At 62.6% G+C, this 18,364-nt stretch carries 30 protein-coding genes and 1 tRNA gene; 7 read left to right on the forward strand and 24 right to left on the reverse strand.

What is annotated here, in order from left to right; translation table 11 throughout:
• Window position 1: 1 nt before the first annotated feature.
• The 5 genes from DOM54_RS12820 to DOM54_RS12840 form a co-directional block, all read right to left on the reverse strand.
• Window positions 2-1,108 (reverse strand): head maturation protease, ClpP-related, encoded by a 1,107-nt coding sequence (locus tag DOM54_RS12820; protein ID WP_110716725.1) that lies wholly within the window; start codon window positions 1,106-1,108, stop codon window positions 2-4.
• A complete protein-coding gene (locus DOM54_RS12825; RefSeq protein ID WP_110716726.1) occupies window positions 1,105-2,613 on the reverse strand; it encodes a phage portal protein in 1,509 nt (502 codons plus the stop codon). Before DOM54_RS12825 ends, DOM54_RS12820 begins: the two co-directional genes overlap by 4 nt.
• Entirely contained in the window at window positions 2,613-2,849 is a 237-nt protein-coding gene (gpW, locus tag DOM54_RS12830) for a gpW family head-tail joining protein (protein ID WP_110716727.1), read from the reverse strand. Before gpW ends, DOM54_RS12825 begins: the two co-directional genes overlap by 1 nt.
• 9 nt (window positions 2,850-2,858) lie before the next feature.
• Entirely contained in the window at window positions 2,859-4,832 is a 1,974-nt protein-coding gene (locus tag DOM54_RS12835) for a phage terminase large subunit family protein (RefSeq protein ID WP_240613906.1), read from the reverse strand.
• Window positions 4,833-4,923: 91 nt separating this feature from the next.
• A complete protein-coding gene (locus tag DOM54_RS12840; protein ID WP_110716729.1) occupies window positions 4,924-5,430 on the reverse strand; it encodes a DUF1441 family protein in 507 nt (168 codons plus the stop codon).
• Window positions 5,431-5,704: 274 nt separating this feature from the next.
• On the opposite strand from DOM54_RS12840, the gene DOM54_RS12845 reads away from it, so the two are divergent.
• Complete coding sequence (locus tag DOM54_RS12845) at window positions 5,705-6,052, forward strand: hypothetical protein (protein WP_110716730.1); 348 nt, start codon at window positions 5,705-5,707, stop codon at window positions 6,050-6,052.
• On the opposite strand, the gene DOM54_RS20525 is transcribed toward DOM54_RS12845, so the two are convergent.
• The 18 genes from DOM54_RS20525 to DOM54_RS12920 all read right to left on the reverse strand — a co-directional run bounded on the left by DOM54_RS20525 (window position 6,053) and on the right by DOM54_RS12920 (window position 13,912).
• Window positions 6,053-6,184 (reverse strand): hypothetical protein, encoded by a 132-nt coding sequence (locus DOM54_RS20525; protein WP_276309679.1) that lies wholly within the window; start codon window positions 6,182-6,184, stop codon window positions 6,053-6,055. It lies immediately after the preceding gene.
• Between the two features lie 31 nt (window positions 6,185-6,215).
• Window positions 6,216-6,527: a hypothetical protein gene (locus DOM54_RS12850; RefSeq protein ID WP_110716731.1), complete on the reverse strand. Its 312-nt coding sequence runs from the start codon at window positions 6,525-6,527 to the stop codon at window positions 6,216-6,218.
• Window positions 6,524-6,751 (reverse strand): DUF7940 domain-containing protein, encoded by a 228-nt coding sequence (locus DOM54_RS12855; protein WP_110716732.1) that lies wholly within the window; start codon window positions 6,749-6,751, stop codon window positions 6,524-6,526. The genes DOM54_RS12850 and DOM54_RS12855 overlap by 4 nt, the downstream gene beginning before the upstream one ends.
• Window positions 6,748-7,110, reverse strand: a complete 363-nt coding sequence (locus DOM54_RS12860) for a hypothetical protein (protein ID WP_110716733.1) — start codon at window positions 7,108-7,110, stop codon at window positions 6,748-6,750. Before DOM54_RS12860 ends, DOM54_RS12855 begins: the two co-directional genes overlap by 4 nt.
• Entirely contained in the window at window positions 7,107-7,439 is a 333-nt protein-coding gene (locus DOM54_RS12865) for a phage holin family protein (protein WP_110716734.1), read from the reverse strand. Before DOM54_RS12865 ends, DOM54_RS12860 begins: the two co-directional genes overlap by 4 nt.
• Window positions 7,440-7,464: 25 nt before the next feature.
• Complete coding sequence (locus DOM54_RS12870) at window positions 7,465-7,740, reverse strand: hypothetical protein (protein ID WP_110716735.1); 276 nt, start codon at window positions 7,738-7,740, stop codon at window positions 7,465-7,467.
• Window positions 7,737-8,333, reverse strand: coding sequence for a hypothetical protein (locus DOM54_RS12875; protein ID WP_206019097.1), 597 nt, complete (start codon window positions 8,331-8,333; stop codon window positions 7,737-7,739). The genes DOM54_RS12870 and DOM54_RS12875 overlap by 4 nt, the downstream gene beginning before the upstream one ends.
• 134 nt (window positions 8,334-8,467) lie before the next feature.
• A tRNA-Met gene (locus DOM54_RS12880) sits at window positions 8,468-8,541 on the reverse strand.
• A gap of 100 nt (window positions 8,542-8,641) precedes the next feature.
• Window positions 8,642-9,352 carry a hypothetical protein gene (locus DOM54_RS12885; RefSeq protein WP_110716736.1) on the reverse strand — a complete coding sequence of 237 codons (711 nt, stop codon included), beginning with the start codon at window positions 9,350-9,352 and terminating at the stop codon, window positions 8,642-8,644.
• Complete coding sequence (locus DOM54_RS12890; RefSeq protein ID WP_110716737.1) at window positions 9,349-9,834, reverse strand: VRR-NUC domain-containing protein; 486 nt, start codon at window positions 9,832-9,834, stop codon at window positions 9,349-9,351. Before DOM54_RS12890 ends, DOM54_RS12885 begins: the two co-directional genes overlap by 4 nt.
• 142 nt (window positions 9,835-9,976) lie before the next feature.
• Entirely contained in the window at window positions 9,977-10,261 is a 285-nt protein-coding gene (locus tag DOM54_RS12895) for a hypothetical protein (RefSeq protein ID WP_110716738.1), read from the reverse strand.
• Window positions 10,258-10,698: a hypothetical protein gene (locus DOM54_RS20070; RefSeq protein WP_162619864.1), complete on the reverse strand. Its 441-nt coding sequence runs from the start codon at window positions 10,696-10,698 to the stop codon at window positions 10,258-10,260. The genes DOM54_RS12895 and DOM54_RS20070 overlap by 4 nt, the downstream gene beginning before the upstream one ends.
• Window positions 10,699-10,840: 142 nt before the next feature.
• Entirely contained in the window at window positions 10,841-10,996 is a 156-nt protein-coding gene (locus DOM54_RS20075) for a hypothetical protein (RefSeq protein ID WP_162619865.1), read from the reverse strand.
• The gene (locus DOM54_RS12900; RefSeq protein ID WP_110716739.1) at window positions 10,993-11,295 is read right to left on the reverse strand and encodes a hypothetical protein; all 303 of its coding nucleotides are present in this window, start codon (window positions 11,293-11,295) and stop codon (window positions 10,993-10,995) included. Before DOM54_RS12900 ends, DOM54_RS20075 begins: the two co-directional genes overlap by 4 nt.
• Complete coding sequence (locus DOM54_RS12905) at window positions 11,292-12,077, reverse strand: Rha family transcriptional regulator (protein ID WP_206019098.1); 786 nt, start codon at window positions 12,075-12,077, stop codon at window positions 11,292-11,294. The genes DOM54_RS12900 and DOM54_RS12905 overlap by 4 nt, the downstream gene beginning before the upstream one ends.
• The gene (locus DOM54_RS12910) at window positions 12,077-12,697 is read right to left on the reverse strand and encodes a replication protein P (protein ID WP_110716740.1); all 621 of its coding nucleotides are present in this window, start codon (window positions 12,695-12,697) and stop codon (window positions 12,077-12,079) included. Before DOM54_RS12910 ends, DOM54_RS12905 begins: the two co-directional genes overlap by 1 nt.
• Before the next feature lie 16 nt (window positions 12,698-12,713).
• Complete coding sequence (locus DOM54_RS12915) at window positions 12,714-13,583, reverse strand: helix-turn-helix domain-containing protein (protein ID WP_110716741.1); 870 nt, start codon at window positions 13,581-13,583, stop codon at window positions 12,714-12,716.
• On the reverse strand, window positions 13,580-13,912 hold the full coding sequence (locus tag DOM54_RS12920) for a hypothetical protein (RefSeq protein ID WP_110716742.1): 333 nt from the start codon (window positions 13,910-13,912) through the stop codon (window positions 13,580-13,582). Before DOM54_RS12920 ends, DOM54_RS12915 begins: the two co-directional genes overlap by 4 nt.
• Before the next feature lie 119 nt (window positions 13,913-14,031).
• On the opposite strand from DOM54_RS12920, the gene DOM54_RS20080 reads away from it, so the two are divergent.
• Entirely contained in the window at window positions 14,032-14,511 is a 480-nt protein-coding gene (locus DOM54_RS20080) for a hypothetical protein (RefSeq protein WP_162619866.1), read from the forward strand.
• Window positions 14,512-15,052: 541 nt separating this feature from the next.
• Here DOM54_RS20080 and DOM54_RS12935 read toward each other — a convergent pair.
• Window positions 15,053-15,316: a helix-turn-helix domain-containing protein gene (locus tag DOM54_RS12935; RefSeq protein ID WP_162619867.1), complete on the reverse strand. Its 264-nt coding sequence runs from the start codon at window positions 15,314-15,316 to the stop codon at window positions 15,053-15,055.
• Window positions 15,317-15,454: 138 nt separating this feature from the next.
• On the opposite strand from DOM54_RS12935, the gene DOM54_RS12940 reads away from it, so the two are divergent.
• The 5 genes from DOM54_RS12940 to DOM54_RS12960 all read left to right on the forward strand — a co-directional run bounded on the left by DOM54_RS12940 (window position 15,455) and on the right by DOM54_RS12960 (window position 18,277).
• Window positions 15,455-15,955 (forward strand): helix-turn-helix domain-containing protein, encoded by a 501-nt coding sequence (locus DOM54_RS12940; RefSeq protein WP_110716745.1) that lies wholly within the window; start codon window positions 15,455-15,457, stop codon window positions 15,953-15,955.
• A gap of 96 nt (window positions 15,956-16,051) precedes the next feature.
• Entirely contained in the window at window positions 16,052-16,912 is an 861-nt protein-coding gene (locus tag DOM54_RS12945) for a DUF7946 domain-containing protein (protein WP_110716746.1), read from the forward strand.
• A gap of 449 nt (window positions 16,913-17,361) precedes the next feature.
• A complete protein-coding gene (locus DOM54_RS12950; RefSeq protein ID WP_110716747.1) occupies window positions 17,362-17,703 on the forward strand; it encodes a response regulator transcription factor in 342 nt (113 codons plus the stop codon).
• Window positions 17,700-18,005 (forward strand): hypothetical protein, encoded by a 306-nt coding sequence (locus tag DOM54_RS12955; RefSeq protein WP_110716748.1) that lies wholly within the window; start codon window positions 17,700-17,702, stop codon window positions 18,003-18,005. The genes DOM54_RS12950 and DOM54_RS12955 overlap by 4 nt, the downstream gene beginning before the upstream one ends.
• Window positions 17,993-18,277: a hypothetical protein gene (locus tag DOM54_RS12960; RefSeq protein ID WP_110716749.1), complete on the forward strand. Its 285-nt coding sequence runs from the start codon at window positions 17,993-17,995 to the stop codon at window positions 18,275-18,277. The genes DOM54_RS12955 and DOM54_RS12960 overlap by 13 nt, the downstream gene beginning before the upstream one ends.
• Window positions 18,278-18,364: the final 87 nt, after the last annotated feature.

The raw sequence follows: 18,364 nt of genomic DNA on the forward strand, positions 1-18,364 counted from the left end.
GTCAGGCCGACGGTTTGCGATTGAAGCGGCTGTAGATCTTGGAGTGATCCAGCGCCGCGGCCTGGCCGCCACCCTCAGGCGAGTGATGGCCGTTGATGTTCAGCCGATTGCCATGCGCGGCAGCCACGTCGTAGACGTACTCGGACGCCTGAGCCTCGGCCATGCCGTTGTCGATGAGCTTCTCGAGCAGTTGCGGCTGACCGGTGGTCTGGCATGCTTTGACGATAGCGACCGCTCGGCCCCGCTCGGCAGTGACGGCCGCTTGCGCCTGTTCCTGCCCGCTCACGCTGGCCTCGATCTCGGCGACCAGATCAGGATGAGATTCACGCAGGCTCGCCACGGTTGGCGTCGCGATCAGCGCGACGATGCGATCGCCCAGATCCGCCGCTTGGGCCTCGGCCTCTTCAGGCGTGAGATCGAAGGCGAGTGCCAGCGCATCGGCGGCCGTCATCGGTGCATTGTGCCGGCTTGCCAGCTTGGCCTTGGCCTGCTCGGCACCGTGGGCCATCGCCTTGGCGAGACCCGCGAGGGAGGCTGCGGCCTTCGTTTCAACCATGACCGAGTCGGCCAGACCGAGCTCGACGACCTCTTCGGCGGAGAGGATCGTGCCCTGGCCGTCGTCACCCTTGATCAGCGTCTGCATGCGCTCGCGATTGTCAGCACCTACACGGGCGACGTAATGCGCCATGATGCCGTCGGCGATCTTGTCGAGATCGCCCGCCAACGCGCGCAGCTCATCGGCGTTACCGATCGCCACCGTCCACGGGTTGTGGACCATCATCCAGGCACCGAGGCCCATATTGACCGTGTCCCCAGCGGATGCGATGACAGACGCGATGCTGGATGCCTGTCCCAACACGTTGACTGTCACGTTCGCCTGGTGGTCGCGCAGGTAGTTGGCGATGGCGATACCGTCGGTGACGCTTCCGCCGGGACTGTTGATGTCGATGGCGATCTCGTCGAGCACACCCAGCCCTTTGACCGCTGACATGAACGCCTTGGACGAAACGCCGCTGTCATCCCACCAGCTCTCACCGATCTCGCCGTCGATGGTGATATGCGCTGCCTTGGAGTTGCCGGCTTGCGCCTTGGCCGTGAACCATTTCATTCGTCGTTTTCCTCATCTTCGGTGGAAAGAGCCTCGACGGCGGCCTGCAGCGCGCCGTTCTTGCCGGTGGTGCGCGGGTCGGAGTCGAGCACCAGGCTGTAGCGCTCGGCGCTCTTGTTGCCCTTGTCGATCTCGGCATCAAGCTGCTCGAGCGACCAGCCGCGTTCGCCGGCGGCTTCGCTGCGTGGCTTGAAGCCGGCGCGAACTTCCATGACGTCGGCGGTGACTTCCTTGAGCGGATCAACCCACGCCCACTTCGGTGCGATCCAGTCGATGGCGAGCAGGTCATCGCGTCGCTGCCAGTAGTTGGCAATGCGGAGTGCCCCACTGGTGATGGCGACATCGAGCCACTTGGCGGCGATACGCCGACACCACTGGTGCACGATGAGATGCGCCTGGAGCGCCTCGGCGCGCCGGCGGAACTCCAGCAGACCAGCACGGATGGAGGAGTAGTTGACGCCCTTGAGATCGCCGGTCAGCTGCTCGTAGGTGATACCGGCACCCTTGGCCAGTGCCAGCAGCTCGGTGCGCAGCCACTCGGTGTATTGAGATTGGATGTCCGGCGGGGTCGAGAATGACACTTCCTCGTCGTCTTCCAGGTAGTGGATGCCGCCAGGCGTGAATTCGCTGATCGGATCGTTCTCGGCTTCGCCCGGCATGGTGACCAGCGTGCCGAAATCAGGCCCTTCATCATCGGTATCTGCCGTCGTCTTGCGCTTGACGAATGTGCCGAACAGCTGTCCAAGCTTCTGCCGAGCCAGCGTGGCGTCCTGCATTTCGTCAATCTCGTAGAGACGCACGATGACACTGGTCAACTCTGGCACGCCGCGGAGTTGCCCGGGCCGAGTGCGGCGGTACATGTGAACGACGGAGTCCGCAGGCACCGGCACTCGCCGATTGATCTCGGCGGTAAGCTGCTCATGCGGGTGATAGCGCCATAGGTGGTAGGCCGTGCGGGTGCCGATGGCATCGAACTCGATGCCCATCTTGACCAGCCGGCCGCTCAGCAGGCTGTTGTAGTTGGGGTCGAGATGCTCCGATTCGATCAGTTGCACCTGGAGCGGAACGCTCAGGCCGTCGCTGGTACGTCGGTAGCGGAACCGCGCCAGCGCCTCGCCGGCCTCAAACTGGGAGCCGGTCGCCAGAGACGTCAGACCGTAGAAGTCGTCGATGCCGTCGGCGTCGCATTCCTTGACCCACCGATCCCAGAGCGCCTGAATCTGGGCATCACCCCACTGGGGTTTGATACCGGTACCGATCAGGTTGGTGACGTAGCTCTCTTTCGCACCGCCCGCGTAGGGGTTGTTGCGGATGGCGTTGTGGCTGCGGGACTGCAGCAGCGGCAGCGAGTGCGCGATGGGCATGTTCGGGCCGCTCAGCACATTGCCTTTGCCTGCCATCCGGCGGCCAGACGATCCGCCCTCGTAGGCCTGGTTTCTGACGGGCACGAGCTGCCCGCCGCGCATCGTCATCCGGATGCGCGGTTTGGCGACGTGTGCGGTCATCAGAGTCCCTTCGTGGTCCGGGTGAGTCGGGTGCGGCTGCGCCGGCGGCGGCTGGGATCATGTAGCGCGACCTCGGCAGCGATGTCTCTCTCCAACGTCCGCAGCTTGTCGATGTCGGAGGCGGCGTACTGAACGGTGCGCCCGTTATGGGTGACGCTGGTGACGCGTGCGCCGCTGGCGAGATCCACGATCGCCTGCTTGACCCGCGCCAGATCCTTTGCGGTGTAGGCGGCCATGGTGACTCCTCAGATTCTGGGTTTGAGCACGCGCGGGCGCTTGCGGCGCTTACGCGTGGGTTCAGCGGCGGGCGCCTCGACTCTCTGTGTCTCGCCTTCTGGCGTCAGGACGAGCATGTTCCGTTCCCACTCCTCCGCCCACGCCGGCGGTGCCTGCCAGTCGATCTTCTCAGCGTTGAGCAGGATGTAGATCGCCAGCGCGTAAACGCAGAGGTCGAACGCCTCATTGGGGCGCTTGCCTGGACGCGACCACTTGCCAGTGCCGGGATCGCGGATTTCGTAGGTCAGCTCTTCGTACCACCAGCGCCCGAGCCAATGCGGCGTATGGATGTAGCCGGCTCCGGGATCGTCTCGGTCGATCATCTGCGCGACCACGTCCTTGAGCAGATCGGTGCCGAGCAGATAGAGAGGCACGTCGCCGCGAGCACTGCTCTTGCGATTCTTGCGACCTGAGTTGTCCGGCCAGGTCTTGCGCACCCGGTGCATGGTCTTGGCGCTGCCGCCCTTGAACAGATACACGCGGCTCTGCAGGCCGTCGCGCGCAAGACGGCGGTACCAGTCATAGGCCTGAGACGTCACGGACTCGGTGCCGTCGCCCTCGCCGCCGGTATCAACGCCCATCGCAGCGATCGGCATGCGCCGGTCACTGCCATCCGCCAGCCGGTAGGTACGGTGCAGCACGTCACGCGTCAGCAGGTCCCAATCCTCAGGCTGCGTTGCCGGGCTGATCGAACGCGGCGGGCGATCATTGTTCGGCCCGCGGTCTTCCTTGATGTTGAAGCGGTCGACCACCCAGGTCTCGCGATCCGGCCCCCATCCGTGAATCTGCACGACGAAGCGGCGATTCTTCCCCCCCTGCACATCGACCGATGCGGTGAGGAAGCGAACGCCGGCCGGAACCGTGCGGTGCTCGATTTGCTCGGCGCGGTCGAGCAGCCGCTGGCTACTGCGCTGGGTGGTCGCGCGGCGGAATTTGTACGGGCGGCCCCAGTCGGTATTGATCACCGTCTGCAGGCTCTGCTGGCTGTCGGTGAGTTGATAGGTCTCTTCGGCGCGCGCCAGCTTGTCCGCTAGCGAGCGCCATGTCTGAAACGCAGCGGCCGGGCCTTCCATCCAGAATGAGGCGATGCGCGTCTTGCGCGGGGTACCGATGAGCTCGCCATCGACCGTGAGTGACTGCCCTTCAGGTACCCACCGACCGTTGAGGTTGAGCGCTCGTTTTTCCCGCGGATCGATTTCAACCGAACAGTGCGGGCAGAATGCGACGGCGCTCCCGAGGTTGAACGTTTCCAGCACCGGCATGAACCAGCGCCGACAGGATGACTGCGGGCACTGCCAGAACCACCGTCGCCGGTCACCCTGGTTGTAGAGATCGAGAATGCCGGATGTTGGCGGCGCCATGTGAGGCTCGCCATCCGGCTGCCGCCAGTCCTCATTGGTGATCAACCGGCCCGGCGATGACTCCGCCAGCGTCATGCCGGTGGAGCCGAACGTCTGCGTTCGTTTGCTGCCCATCAGAAACGCCGAACCTTCACCGTCGACATCATCCTCGATACGGTCGTAGTCGGTGATCAGCACGAACTGATAATCGGAGCTGGCCAGCACGTTCTTCGAGGGCCACTTGATGCCTAGGTAGTTGCCAGCGCGAAACGTCTTGTCATGGACGTTGTTGTCATGCCCGCGCGGGCTGAGCCGTGCATTCAGCTTCGGCGAATAGGCAAGCATCCGATCGATGCGCTTCTTACTGAATTCGCGGGCCTTGTCCTCGGATATCTGAACGATGAGACCGTCGCCCGGATCGCACTCGATCTTGTAGGCGACGTATCCATCGACCAGCGCATTCGTCTTGCCCGTCCGTGCCGGGCCGACGAAGATCACCGCGTCGTAGCGGCGCGAGCCCATGCAATCTAGAGGCTCTGTCATGTAGGGCGTGGCGTCTGGGCTCCAGTCGCGAACCGTGCCATCGCCACCGACCACCTTCATCACGTCCGCGGCCGCCTCGCTGGCCCGGATCCGCCGCGGGGGTCGGATCAGCTCGGCAACGTCTCTCCGGATCATCGCGGCACTGGCAAAGCTACCCATGCGCGATCTCCGTATAGTCGTCATCGGCCATCACGGCCTGATACATCTGCTCGCGCAGGTTATCGGTCACCCGCTCGACCAGCTCCAATCCCTCCGGCGCCAGGCCGGCATCGCGTTCGAGTAGATCAGGCAGGGAGTCCAGCGCGCTCGCCATCGCCTTGGCAAGTCGGCTCATTTCGCGATGCGCATCCTCAACGGGGACCAAGAGGCGCATCTCCCGTTCGAGCTTCACGCGCTCATTTTCGGACTGGAACCACGCCTTGCGATCCTGGGGTGGATAATCGTCGGGAGAGAGGCCGGCGGATCCGATCCGATCAGAGAACAGCGCCGGGCCAGCATCTTTGAGCGCGTAGAGATTGGCACCGTTGCGGCTGCCCGCCGGCACGACGCCGGCTTCCTTCAGTCGCTTGCGGACGGTATCGCGATGCAGCCCAAACGCGTCGGCCAGTCTGGATATGTTCCAGTTGTAGGCCTCTTCAAGGCGATTGATCTCTGCCACACGCTGGTCATCCTATGTTCGGCACCGTCCCCTTATCCGCTTCGGCACCATCGGCACCCCTGAACTAAGCAGCCATGCGCCCTGCAGCCCGGTGCTGCTGCCGACCCAGTGCTGCCGAAAAAATGTCGAATTCCGCGCTGCTGCGTCCCCGTGGCGTAGCCGCCGCTGGCGGGAAGGACCCGCGATTTTTTGCACCATCGAGGTGCATGCCTTGAGGTCGCTCAGTCGCGTCCACTTCGATATCCTTTGGTGCTCTCGAGACCGGAGTCGATCAATGGACAACAGCGCTGAGGTAGCGTCAGCCCTGCAGCAGATTCAGGATGAAATCGACAGCATCATGCAGGGGATTGAGGAATCACCCCCGAGGGAGGCAACCGACATCCAAAGCCGTTATGGCGCACTTAAGCAACGACTCATTGCATCCGCAAAGGCTGGGACAGTGACTGGCGATAGGCGGCCGCTCACCGAGTCCGAAGAGTTCTTCTACCAGCCGGCCCTAGAGGGGGCAGAACGAAGACTCAGGGCGAGATCAAACGGCAGCACTCCTGACATCTTCAGAAGTCTGGACGATGCACGCGTCGACATCGCCACGATGCTCTCCCAGGTGCAAGATGCCTCCTGATCAGGGGGCATCACACAACTCCCCGAGCATCCCGCGCATCTCGAACGCCCAGTCGGTCAGCCGGCGCTCGCGGTCCTGCAGCATCCAGTAGTCATCGTCGGCCAGGCACTGCAGCTGGCTCGACTTGATCACCGGCAGCACCGGCATCTCTGGAACAGAGCACTTAGGGCTGGTCGGTGTTGGTGCTGTCGTCGCGCAACCGGGGATCGCCGAACAGCTCAGGGCGAAAACCAGCGCGGCGCTGGGCCATCTGTTCACGCTCGACCTCCCGTGCTTGTGCCTGATCAGCGCGCTGGCGCTCATCGATTCGTCGCTCTACCGCTCGTGCTGCCTCGACGCCCTTGGTCCTAGCCTTGGCCTTGTCTAGCTCGTCACGAGCGGCGTCTCGCTGCCCACGCATGAGGAGAGCCAGAGATGCGAGCGCGCCCATGGCAACGGCCACACCGGCAGCCAGCCAGCCATAGAGCCGACTCATTGCAGCCGGCTCCGGATGTGCTCGTCGATGGCCTTCTGCGGGACCAGCCGGGCGACGGCGCCGGCGACACCCACCACGGACGCCAGCACCGTGTAGGCCCACTCGGGTAGCAGGCCCTCCCAATGCGGCAGCACGTCATGCAGCGCGAAGATCAGCGTCGAGAGGATCGCCAGCCGCACCGACCACAGCTTGTGTGCCTTGCGCGCTTCCGGTACCAGCTTCATCGCTTCCGCTCCGTTCTCAGCAGCAGCTCACCGGTGAACCCGTCATCGGTGGTCATGTTCGTGGTGGCTTGGCAGGCAGCCAGCCGCGTATCGGCAACGCCCAGCTGGTAACGCAGGTCGGCCAGCTTCTCGCGTGCGATGTTGCGTTGAGCCTCGAACCCGCCGGCCTTGTCCTGCTCCTCGACCAGCGCGTACCAGAGGCCATATCCCACGGCCTGCTGATAGTCCTGCGCAGCATCCAAGCGCTTGCCCGCGTCGCTCGCCTGCATCTGCGACATCACCGCCCAGGCCACCGCCACCGACGCCACCAGCAGATGCGAGCGGCTATCGCGGCTCAGCCTCCCGATCCATTGAATCATTTCCGCCTCAGTGCCGACGCAACGTCGGCGATGTTGTCCAGCAGCCGATCGACACGCTTCTCGAAGCCGTGCACGCCGATGTACCCCAGGAAAGCCGCGAAGAATCGGCCGGTGTCGGCCTCGTATCCCCAATGCTGAATGAATGGCAGCGAGGTCCAGGCCAGGAAGCCGACCATCAGCGTCTCTATCCAACGCTTCGGCTTGCGTAGCCCGCCAGACGTCAGCACGCGCAACGACGACATGAAGATCGCGCAGAGGGCCGCAGACTGGGCAGGCTCTCGGGCGAACGCGGAAACGGTCAGCCAGAGCTCAGTGATTTGGTCCGGCATCTCGATCCCCGGTTATGTCGCGCGGCTACCCTCGTTTGTGCGAAGCCCGGTGAATCAGTATCCAGGCGGGGATCATCGACAGGTTGAGCAGGAATCGGCCAATGGCCGTTCGGTCGCTCAGTGCGATGTCCACCGCCACGTCGGCGCCACGAAACGCCAACAGCCCGCCGGCGGTCGCGATTACCAGGTGGATGGCGAAGCGGGTCCAGCCGTCATCGACGCGGTTGAGGGCGATCAGGCACTGGATGATGAGACCGGCAGCGATCAGGAAGTTGGCCGCTGCCATCAGGGAACCGATCATGCCGCCTCCTCTGCTTGCCAGACATCGCGTGAATTGATCGCCAGTTGCCCCTCGATCAGCATCGCCTGCACGCGCTGGGCCGCCTCGTCCTTCGTGATGCGGCCATCGGTGTTTGCGTCGAGCCCGGCGTTCTGCCGATATGCGGTGGTGCCGTCGGTGAACATCACCGTGCCGCCAGGGCGCGAGACATAGGCCGGCATCAGGATCGCCAGGTACATGTCAGCCAGCGTGTTGATGCGCCGGTGATAAGGGCGGAAGTAGGCCTCGACATACTCGAGCTGTTCGATGTCGGTCATCGCCGCCAGCCGCTCGGTAGTCGTGCCCAGTCCGCGGGCCGTCAGAGGCATGAACTGAATCAACCCGGTGGCGCCCGACCCGGCCAGGTTCTTCTGGGCCGGGTCGAACGTCCGACCGGTCTCGAATGCCATACAGGCCATCAGCCAGTTGACGTGATCCAACGACCATCCGAAACCGGCCGCCAGCGCGAACAGCGCATCGACGAAGGCATCGGACACATGGGCGCCCCAGGCGAGGCGCACGCGCAGCGGATAGCGTCCGCTACCGATCATCTCGACATCGCGCATGAATCGCATGGGGAACTCCAGGCAAAGAAAAGCCGCCAGCAGGCGGCAAGATCGCGCAGCAAGCCAGGTGGCGCGAATAAGTTGCCACCCATGCCCTGGGAAACGTGGGGGAGCACGCGGGAGCGAGGCAAGGGCGGCGAACGTGGTAGCGGGTGCTGGAGTTGAACCAACTTCTCCGGGTTATGAGCCCAGCGTCTTGCCGTCTGACCCACCCGCTGAAACGACAGCGCCCTGGACGGTTGGAACCGTCCAGGGCGCAGAAATCACATAGTAGCTGAACTGTACCTGCTCTCCCCCTCTTTTACAACATCTTGTGTTCAAGCAGCCATTAGAGCTTGTTGACCGACCACATCCAGTAGTTTGGCCCGCGCTTTCTCGGCGACTCTCTCTAGCGCCTTCTTCGTCGCGAACACCTCCCTCTCATACGTCCGCAGGCACGTCATCCGGGCCCGTTGGCGCTGGCGGGAGAATTTCGGCGAGAGCCGCCAAGTCTTGCGCCGGAACGCTGGGAACTGATCGACACCGTACCCGGCGAATACCGGCCACCCCAGTCGCTGCAGCACGATCAACTGGGCGTCTCGAACCTCCGCCAGCGTCAGCCCGCGAGATCCGTTCTTGATCGCCTGCACTCGCGCCATATCGGTATCGAACACTTGGGCCCACCGCTGCGCCGGGATCGCATAACCCGCCAGCAGCAACGCCATCCGCTGCCGCTCGTTGACGTGACCCAGCAGCGCCTGGGCCATGGACCGCCAGCGGCAGGCATACCGGAATCGCTCGGCGGCCTCGCCCACATGGTCGACACGCCCCGTCATATCCCCGCGCCCCTCGCCCATGTTCGCGATCGTGCTCACGTTGTGATGCCCGAGGTTGAGATGCCGATAGTCGATCCGCCACTCGATCTCGACCTCGATCAGCTCATCAAGGCACCGGCGCAACGCCCGGGCCCTCAATTCGCTCTCTGCCGGCTCGCGACGAATCACCGCCAGCAGTTGATTGATCCCCATCAGCTCCAGTTGCCGCATCATCCCCTCCAATTGCTCCCCAGCGTCATCTCGTTGCGCCCGGGCGTGATCGTCAGCTCCCACGACGCGTACTCCCTCAGTACAGCTTTGGCCTCCTCCAGTCCCCGGCACAGCACCGCGCAGTAGCCCCGGTGATCAGCTTTCTCCAGCCACTCTCGCTGGCTTGCGGCCGTGGCCGCATGCTTGGGCGGCGTCGCCTTGAACTCCAGGTACAGGCCCAGCCAGCCGCCGCGGCCTTCCATCACCACCAGGTCCGAGACACCTGACTTCACTCCCTGGCGCTTGAGATCCGCCGCCGTCTTCTTGTTGCGCTGCCCCCCGTTGGGCACGTGGTAGATGACCTCGTAGAACGCCCCGACCGGCTCGCCCCGCTGCTGCTCGCCGTAGAGCCACCGAATCAGCGCCATCTGCTCGACGCCCTCGTGATCGATGCGTGGGGCGCGAGTGGTCCGAACTGGGCGTCGCCGCATTGCCGACGTAGTCATTGGGGACCTCCAGCCATCCTGATGGCCAGCACCGCCAGCGGAACCATAACCACAGCACCCGACCAGTTACCGGTGATGACCACTCCCCAGAACGATTGGCACAACGCGATGCCCGCCAGCACGAGTAGTAGCTTGTCCTCCATCACCACCCCCTCGCCTGCCGGCGTTCCCATGCTTGATAGTCGGCCACGATGCGGTCCAGCATCTGGCGCGCGTCGTCGTTCGTGTCGAGCTCGCGACGACTCTCGACGCCGCAGGCCTGGCGGATGGCGTCCGCGGCGTCCTGCTCGTCGTGAGTGCCATCCGGTAGCTGATCGGGCGTCAGGCCCTCCCTGTGCCGACGGCGATGGTCGAGATAGAGCCGGAAGCGTGGATTGGTGCCGATCAACGCCGCCCGGCGTGCCTGGGTGCTGCTGTGTCGTGTCATCGGCCAGCCTCACGGCTACCAGAAAACAGATTCATGTGTGAAACCGCTTGCTCGACAGTCTCGCCGAACCGTTTGACCCGGACATAGGTATGCACGTTGTTGTACCGCTGGCAGTTTTCCACAAGATGCCAGAACCCCGGAGGGACCTCCCGACGAAAGCACGCAAGTTCGAAGTCGTAGTAGCGCTCTAGAGCGACGTTCTCTCCAAAGGAGTTGCACCGCAGATCGACGGGGTAACCTGAGCCATCCCACGGATGGACCATCGCGACTGCTTGCCCGCCTGTAAATCCACCAGGGCATCTCCCGATATAGTCCACCACCTCACCCTTCTCGACATATGGCTGTCGAGAGCTGGCGAGCGCGGGGATTTTTACACCAGCAGCAGAGAGCCCTGCTAGCAACTGAAGAAACCGACGTCGGCTGAACTTGATTGTCATAAAATCCCCCTTCGGCTGCGGCACAGCGCGCACAGGCTGGAACCGGGCTCGTAGGCCAGCGCGTCACGTGCCTGCCCGCACAGTCCGCAATGGCGGCGAGCCGGCCGCCGGCGGCGCGGGCGATTGGGTCGTGTCGATCGCGTCATGCCATGTACCTCCGGCCACGGTAGTGCGGGCGATGCTTGCTCAGTTGGCAATCGACGCAGGAAGGCAGCACCTCGCCCTGGCGCTTCATCTTGCCCAGCGACTTGAACTCCCGGCAGGTCGGGCACTGGATCTTGTGGCGTAGCGGGTTCATGCCGACACCTCGTTCTCGCCGCCAGCGAGCGAGCCGGCCAGCTTGTCAGCCTCCAAATCCATGCGACCAGCACGCTCGGCTAACCAGTCTCGAAAGATGCCCCTCTCAGCAGCGTCCATCGTGATTTCTTGGCTCACGACCTTGCTATGCCGAAAACGGCGCTTCACCACCACCGGTGTTACCGCCACGAGCTCAAAGTCCATGCCCAGCCAGCCGGTGGCCATCCTCCGGCATGTATCTGCATCGGCCCTCAGGCGATCGATGGTTTCCAACTTCTCTCGAATCTGTCGCTCGTTCACGCCGCTTCCTCCCGCAGCACGTCGGCCACGCTCTCCGGCCACTTGAGTTGCTGCACTGCCACCCCGTCGCCGTGCTTCTTGCCGGTATCCATCATCCGGCCGCCAGCAGCACGACCGCGCTCGGTCATGACCCAGTAGGCCTTGCCCTTGGCGTCGCGCTCCTGGCGCTGGTAACCCAGGTCGCGAAGTGCGCGATTGACGGCAACCGCACTCATGTCGAACGGCAGGCCCAGATCGGTCGGTGTGAGATAGCGCTCATTGACCGGGCTGAGGAGATGCGTTGCGCCCAACTCACCCAGCAGGTTGACCCCGGTACGCTTCTGCACGGCCTGATTGACCGAGAGCAGCCGCATGTTGTCGTCGAGCCCAAGCGCTCGCGCGGCACCGTCGAGAACGCTGGCGATGGCAGATGCACGGGAGAGAGCCGTCGTGTCATCCATCTGCACTGTTGCCGGCTTCATGTGGATCTGGTCGCGCATCTCGTAGAACGTGCGCACCAGTCGTTTCTTGAATGCCCGCACGATGTCGCTGTTGCGCATGAACGTCAGCAGCAGCGTCGATTGCGGCTCGTTGAGGCTGGCCACCTCGCGACGCTGGGTTCCACCGGCGGTGGTGAAGGGTACGATTTCAAATCCGACCCTTCCGAAATCCTCCAGGTCTTCCATGTGCTCGCGCACAAGGCGGATCACCGAGGCGTGGTCACGATCGACACCTTCGGCAATCGCCGCCGTGGTGGTCAGTAGCTCGCCGGAATCACCGGCAATCACGATATCCGTCATCATCACACCCTCCCCGTGGCGGCTTTCAGTGCGGCCAGCCCCTGGCTGGCATTCATCCGGTGCGGCAAGCCGGCGGCCTCCGCTTGCTGCTGGGCCTGCTCCCGGCTGGCTCGCTCCGCCAGCTCGGCCCGGTTGCGCGTCGCATCGTTCTCGATCAGCCCCTGCGCCTGCAGCGGTTGGCCGGCCATCACCCGGTTGACCAGGGCGCCGTATTCCCGCTCGAAGCGCTTCTCCAGCCGGGCCCGGACCGACTGAGCCGTGGTGCCGTGGATTTCCCGCCAGCCCACCGTCTGCCCGGCCATCCGCACCGCCTCATGACTCCAGCGCCAGCCGTCCGGGGCGTGGCAATGGGCGCAGGCTTCGCGCCATGCCGCGTCTACGGTTGGTAGCCCGACGTCTTCCGGGCGCGGCTCGCACAGGCCAGCGAGTGCCACCGGCTGCGGCGGCCATGCCTCGTCGCCGCTCTTCGCAGCGTCACGGACCTGCTGGCGGAGACGCGCCAGGCCCAGTTCGATATGCCGCTCGCTCAGGTGGCCTAGTTCCGCCAGCCATGAACCGTCGTCGTAGGTGCCCCACTGCGAGCTGAACTTGTTACCGAACAGCTGACCCATGGCATCGAACAAGTGGTCGACGTTGCGCTCAGTGACCAGGGCGCCATTCGCCTTCGAAGCACTGCCCGCCGGCTGGCTGTTCGCGTTGCTGGCGATCTCGTTCCCGCGCTTCGGCAGCTGTGAGACGGCGCGAGGGAGTACGTTGGCGGCCGTTTGCATGGGCACCTCCGGTCGGTTTCGTGTGGGATTGGCTCAGGTCGCGGCGGATCCAGTCGACGAGCTTCTGGGTCCAGGCCATTGCGCCGTAGCGGCGGCCGCTGTCGGCATGGTGGGCGGTGAAGTTCGCCAGTTGGGCCGGGTTGATCATGGTTTCGAACGGCAGACCGGCTCGGAGGCAAGCCGCGGTGAACTGTTCCGAATCCGGTTGCCAGTCCAGCGTCATCGGGAACTGGCGAGCACCGGTCAGCGGTTGGCCGTCGTCGGCCAAGGCCGAGTAATCGAGAAGCGCATCCGGCCCCGCGGTGTGAGTGTTGGGGTTGGTGGTAGATTCATTGGTAGATTCAAGGGGTGTCACCGGTGACACCCTCCCCCTGTCAGGACTGTCACCCCGGGGTGTCATATTGTCACCCTCCCCCGAATTGGTAGAGGTAGTGGGGGTGTCAGATTGACACCCTCCCCCAACGGCCAGCCGATACCGGTTCGATTGCTGGCGCCCCGTCCTGTCCTGGCGACTCTCGACCACCACCAGACCGCGCTCCTCGAGGAGATCGATGGCACGCTGGACGCTGCGCACTGAACAGCCCATCTCGTCCGACATGGCGCGGATCGACGGCCAGCAGACATGCTGCTCGTTGGCGTAATCCGCCAGCAGCATCAGCGCCAAGCGCGATGGGGTTTTGACGTCCGTGGGCAGCGTCTTGAGGGACTGACGCGCCCAGCTCATGGCGAGGAGGCTCATACCCTCACCTGCCCCATGGCGTCCGCGTCATGTCGCTGGAGGAACTCGGTACCGAGCGCCACGGAGAAGTAGCGGTCACGCTCCTTGCGGTTCCATGCCTTGGCCTTCTCGACACGGGCAGCGGCCTCCTTGTCGAAGGGCTCGGTCAACTCCAGCAGCGCCAGCATCGCGGCGTGATAACGCGCACCGGCCGTGGCGATCTTCACCCGTCGGGCGTTGGCATCGCCGGGCTCGCCGGATAGCTTTGCCTGGATAGAGGCCTGCTTGTGGGTCTCGTCGAGCAGAGCGTCCCGCGTCCACTGCGAATAGTCCGGAATGTGTACTGTCATAGCGTGCTCCCCCGAGACGTTCCCGAGATCAGCGAACGGCCAATCTCCGGGCAATAGAGGGCCATGCCGCCAGCGGTTACAGTGGGAGTTCTCACACAACCGACTGAAGGGCCGGCGACATGGCCAAACCGGATATGAATTTGGGAAATGAGTTGCTCGAAAAGGCAGCCGACAAAAATCCTCAGCCATTGCCGATCGACGACTACAACAAGGCTCTGGGCAAAGACGTTGTTACGCCGACCGTGTCTTACTTGGTTCAGCACGGATTGGCCGAAGGTCCTGCACGGCGACGGATGGGAACTCTCGATAGCTACGCCGAGATAACCATCACCGCCAAGGGGCTTGACCACATCAGCGAAGACGGTGGACTGACCGCGCAGGGCAAAGTCATCACCGTGCGTCTGGAGGCGCAGACGATCCGCGATCTCGTCATGGCTCAGGTTGAGCTTTCGCAGGCACCTAAGCATGAGAAGACCCTGATTCGCCGCCAGCTAGAGGCGCTCCCGGAAGAGGGCCTGAAGCATCTAACCAGCCAATTGGTTCAGCTAGCCCTTCAGGCAACACCGAATGCCATCCAGACGCTGAAAACACTGCTCTAGACCGCACGAAGTCGAGGAGATCAAAGACGAGATAGCCGCCATTGAGGCAGAAAATGAGTGTTTGGAAAGGCTGAGGGCGGCAGGCGAAGCGAAGCTCGAGCTTTCCGGAGGCGCCCTCTTCGAACCACAGACGGCTCTGCAGCATATGCTCAGCTGAAGGGAAGCCTGATCGGTCATTGTCGAAGAAGTGTGTGCCTGGTAAAGGTCCCCTCGATTCCAGGATGAAACTCGATTGTGGGGTGCCTGGCTCAGCGGTCGGCACATCGTGAGACGCCGTGCGCTCCTGCGTGGCCTCCAAAGCCAGCTCCGGCCACATCTCACGCCAGTCATCCGGACGAAGCTGCTGGCGAGTTGCCGCGCCTTTAGAGACGGTCTCGATACGCACTGCCATCTCGACGGAAGCGGTCTTGTGTCCGTAACCGATCTGTCGCAGGTAATCGCGAGTCGTGCCGGTACTGCCGATCTCGGCATCCGTTGCTGTCTTTGCCCAGGCCAACAGGCCTTCGTTTCGCTCTGTCATAGTCGTGCTCCCCCTTCCCCGTCAGGCGCCGATCTTCTCGGGCGCCGTATCTCGTCTTCCCAGCAAGCGCACTTCCCACACGTCGACCTCCCCCGTCAGGCCCGCCAGCGCCAGCAGCTTGACCGCGTAATCGGTCTCGCCTTTCAGGTCGCTGTCGGGGAGACGGCCAGCACGCAACCAGTGCGATACGGCACCGGATGTCAGCCCGCATTCGCGCGCGACACGGTTTGTGCCACCAGCACGGTCAATGAGCATCGAGAGATTGAGTTCGGGGATTAGTTGCATGGAATACGCCCAACTGTTGGTCAACAAAGCATACTGAATGCTCAACTGTTGAGCAACTTATGTATTGGAAGCGCAATATAGGCACGGTCGACGCAACTGGTAGAATGCTGAGCATTCGCTAAACCAAGGACCGCGAAGATGGCTGACGAGCCGTTCAAGGTGGCAAGCCCGGAGTGGGCCAAGAAGGAATTTCCGAAGCGTCTGAAGATGCTCGCTGAGGCGAAGTACCGGAAGTCAGGGAACTCGAGCTACGGCTGGCAGACGCAGCTTGCCAATGAACTGGTGATCGACAAAAGCAACGTGTCGCGCTGGATGCGGGGCTCGCTGCCAGGCGTTGAGAATCTGCTACGGATAGCCGAGCTTCTGGAGTGCGATCCGGCGTACCTCGTTGGCAACGATGACGCACCCTCTGGCGATTTTTCGCAGCAGGCGCTGGACGAACGCATACCCAGAGATCTGCTTCTGCACGTGCTGGCGATGATGGCAGAGCTGCGCTCCATCTCGCGCGATGTCAGCGACCAGCAGTTTGCCAAGGCGACGGTGGAACTGCTCGATCGCGTCGCCGAGCGCCCGGAAATGAACGAGAACGAGATGACCGGACTCGGGCTGGCGTTGCTGAAAAAAACTGGAGGCGAGTAGCCAAGCCGCGGCTAATCTGGTTAAGCTCACTTCGAATACAAAAAGATACATAGTGAGCTTATGACGATAGCGTGCCCACCCGGATCAATGTCAGCTATGGGCCTGAGGTATGAAGGCCTCTCTTCTGACCGACATATTCTTGATAGCCTTGAGTACGCTAAATCGCTTGAAGGGAGCTCAAGGATCTATCGGCTCGTGGCCCATTACTGCTTGCACGGTGAAGTGTTGAGGCCACGCTCACGATCTGATCTTCGTTGCTACACCCTGCCCGCAAAGTCTGGCTCATACGAAGCACTACTGGTTATACTTACAGCTGCTGCGCATGAGATCCCCGCCTTCTCAGACGTCTACAAGTCAGCACTCGACTGGTTGATATCCAAGCTGGTGGGTTTCATCAAAGACAAGCTTTCGGGGCAAGGTGACGTGAACGAGCTCGTAGAAGTTATCAAGCTTCAGGCTGAGAAAAATTCTGAGCTGAATACGATTCTTGCCAACGGCTTGATAAAGTCCAACGAGCGGCATGCGGATCTGAGTGAACGCCTTCTGGATACCCTGCCTTCACTTATCGCTGCAGCTCAATCTGGCATGCGAAAGGCCGTCGCGCCGGTTGGTTCAAGCTGCAGTACGATGACTCAATTTCATGACCTGCCTGAACCAGTAAGCGTCTCTGAGCCAGAGGCTATGGCGATCAGATCGCAGGAGGAGTTAGTGGTGGGCAAGCCTGGACCGTTCATCGTCAATCGGATTCATTCACTTAGCCTCGATACAGGTGCCTGCACAATCGAGATTGAGGGTTTCGAAGGCCTCGTGAACGGCAAGGTCGATGACATCGGGTTGAAACAGCCCGGCAACCCCTATTCACGTGCGCTTGATGCCCACTCCCCACTGAGGGTGAGGGGTCGTCCAGTGTTCAAGCAGGATCAACTGCACAAATTATTTATCACAGAATCGGAATAGGTTTTCTGGATTTTCATGAACCCGCTACGGCGGGTTTTTTATTGCCTGTCAGTCACATACGTTGTGAATAGCCAATCTCCTACACGTTCAACGGTTCCATCCGCCAGCCGCATCGCTATACTGGTTATGCTGTATATATATCCAGTAACAAGAAGCGAGGTGTGTTGTGACTTCCAATCCCGACCAGGATGAACGTCTCCGTCGCGCAAGCGACCGCCTACGCCAACTCGAACGCTCGGACCCCACGCTGAGCCCCCTCCTAGTGTTGATCGTTGCAGTTAAGGGCAGAGAGGTCCGAAACCCGGGCTGAGCCTGCCAAATCGCTACCGAAATCAGGACTTGATGCCAGCGGAGAGAATCTTCGCTGGCTTTTTGTTGCGCAACTCTGTTGACACTGTTGAACGCTTAGGATTAACTAAGCGCAACAGTTGATCAACAAGAGTCAAGTGATGAACAACCTTACTCCTCGACAAGCATCAATCACCACACTGGTTGCTCAGGGCTTGTCGGCCAAGCAGATCGCCGTGATTGCCGGCATCACCGAGAACACCGCCCGCATCACGCTGCAGCAGGCCCGCGAGCGTGTTGGCGCTAGAACGCTTGCCCAGCTGGTGGCGCTGGCTATCTCAAAGGGCTGGATAGCCCCGCTACTGCTTGCCATTACGGTCAGCGCTATTTCGCCCGACGTTCACATGCAGCGCCTGCGCTCCAGCGGCAGCCGCCAGACGATCAGCATCACCAAGCTGAGCCGTCGGCAGGAGAGCCACGAATTCTCGGGGATCGCGGCATGACCTTGGACGCGCCCACCTTCTGCTACCCGGCCCGCCAGATCAGCGCCGCCTATGACGCCCACATTTGCACCGACGGGGTGCCTGACGTCGAGACCCAGTACCTGGCGCGGGATCGCGAGAACGGCACGCCGAGCAGCGGCTACCGCCCCGCTCTCTACGTGCCGAGCAAGAACCATCGAATCGTGATCATCGACAAGTGCTTCGGGAGAGAGGGCAACGCCCGCGCCTGGATCGCCGACCAGGTCCGCCTGATCGCCATCACCCGCAAGCGCCAGAAGGAGAACAACCCATGCGCCAACTGATCACCCACCCGGCCGCAGGCATCGCCAGCGCGATCGCCACCCTGGCGCTGCTGACAGTCGCCTCGGTCGGCCTGACCGGCCCCAGCGACTACGACGTCCAGCTGATGCAGCAGGACAAGTACTGCGAAAGCGTCGCGACATGGAATGCCGAAGCCGCCCGCGGCGTGGCACCAGCCCGCCGCTACGGCCACCCGGATTACGACGGCATCGCCGCCGAGGTCTGCGCCCCCGTGCTCTCACCGGTCGACGGCAGCGCCTACGCCAGCAATTGAACGACGCAGCCGCCAGCGTATGGCGGCCTGTATCCGAGAGCGCCTACCGGGCGCTGCCTGATGCAGTAGCTCTTTAACAACTCGGAC

Origin of the sequence: Salinicola acroporae (genome assembly GCF_003206615.1) — a bacterium.
GTDB classification, from domain to species: domain Bacteria; phylum Pseudomonadota; class Gammaproteobacteria; order Pseudomonadales; family Halomonadaceae; genus Salinicola; species Salinicola acroporae.